This is a genomic window from Aquabacterium sp. UBA2148 (assembly GCF_002328915.1).
GTDB lineage: Bacteria > Pseudomonadota > Gammaproteobacteria > Burkholderiales > Burkholderiaceae_C > Aquabacterium > Aquabacterium parvum.
Genome location: NZ_DCXA01000078.1, coordinates 1 through 1,565 on the forward strand (window position 1 = coordinate 1; position 1,565 = coordinate 1,565).

Annotated in this window: 1 protein-coding gene; it reads right to left on the reverse strand. The window is 66.8% G+C overall.

Annotation, left to right across the window (positions count from 1 at the left end; all coding sequences use genetic code 11):
- On the reverse strand, window positions 1-1,565 hold a 1,565-nt coding region (gene asnB / locus B2W70_RS04165), incomplete at both ends, for an asparagine synthase (glutamine-hydrolyzing) (protein ID WP_286743158.1).

The following is a 1,565-nucleotide window of genomic DNA, read 5'->3' on the forward strand; positions in this document are numbered from 1 at the left end:
GCGCGTGCGATCGGGCAGGTAGCGGGCCATGGCCTGGCGCAAGCCGATCTTCTCGCGCAGGCCCCGCATCTTCAGGCGCGGCGGCAGGCGGTTGGCCAGCTCGATGACGCGGTGATCGAGGTAAGGAAAGCGCCCTTCCACGCCATTGGCCATCAGCATGCGATCGCCCTGGGATGACAGCAGGTAGTTGCCCATCAACAGGCGGGCTTCGAGGTATTGCGCGCGCGCCAGGGGGTGCCAGCGACTGGACTCTCGCGGCATGAGCGCCCGGATGTCGTCCAGCGATTCGTGATCGGGCCTGGGGTCGAGCAGGAACATGCGCGCCTTGCGCGTGGTGTCGAAACGCGGACCGTGCGAGAACAGCAGGTCATCGGGGTCTTCAAGGCCTGCGCCGTAGAAGCCGCGCATGAAAGCATCAGAGCGCCCGGACTGACCTGCCAGCCACGGGTACAAGCGCCGCAGCAACTCTGGCCTGGCGCTCGAGTGGGGTTCTCGCGCCCAGAACTGGCGCAGCTGGGCCTCCTTGAACAGGTCGTAGCCGCCAAAGACCTCGTCGGCACCTTCGCCCGTGAGCACCACCTTGTAGCCCTGGCGACGCACCAGGCCCGAGAGCAGCCGCATGGGCACCGGGGCCGTGCGAAGCACAGCGCACTCGGCGTGCCAGACGGTGTCCATCAAACCCATGCCGACGTCTTCCTGACGGCATTCGATGCGGCTGTGGCGCGCATGCAGGAAATCGATCATCTCGCGCTGCTGGGCGCTTTCATCGAGCGAGGCGTCCTCAAAACCGATCGAGAAGGTGCGCAGCGGCGCGTTCGTCTCGTGGTGGATGACGCTGGTCAGGATCGACGAATCGAGCCCGCCGGACAGGTAGGCCCCCACCGGCACGTCGGCGCGCAGGCGGATGCGGGTGGCGTCCACCAGGGTGGCACGCAACTCTTCGAGCAAGTCTTCGTCAGAGCCTTGCAGGCAATCGTCGGGCGACAGCGGAAAGCGCCAGTCCCAGTAACGGCGCACGGTGGCGTGCAGGTGCTTGTCGCGGTCCGGCTCGGCGATCAGCATGGTGCCGGGCTCGAGCGACCAGATGCCCTCGAACAGCGTTTCGGCCCCCACCGGCGTCCAGCAGGTGAAGACCTGGTCGAGCGCGCGGCGGTTGACGCGCGGGCTGCGCACCAGGGCCGGCAACAGCGCCTTGACCTCGGAGCCGAAGATCAGCTGGTGCTCGTCATCGGTCTCGCCAATGCGGTAGAAAAGCGGCGCGATGCCGACGCGGTCGCGCACCAGCAGCAGGCGCTGGCGGCGCTCGTCCCACAGCACGATGGCGAACTGCCCGTTGAGGTGGTGCACGAAGTCGTCGCCATGCTGCTCATAGAGGTGGACGATGACCTCGGTGTCTGAGCGGGTGGCGAAACGGTGGCCTTGCGCGATCAGCTCGTCGCGCAGCTCGATGTGGTTGAAGATCTCGCCGTTGAAGACGACGGCGATGCTGCCGTCTTCATTGAAGATGGGTTGATCGCCGCCGGCGAGGTCGACGATGGCCAGGCGGGTGTGCGCCAGCCCCAGCA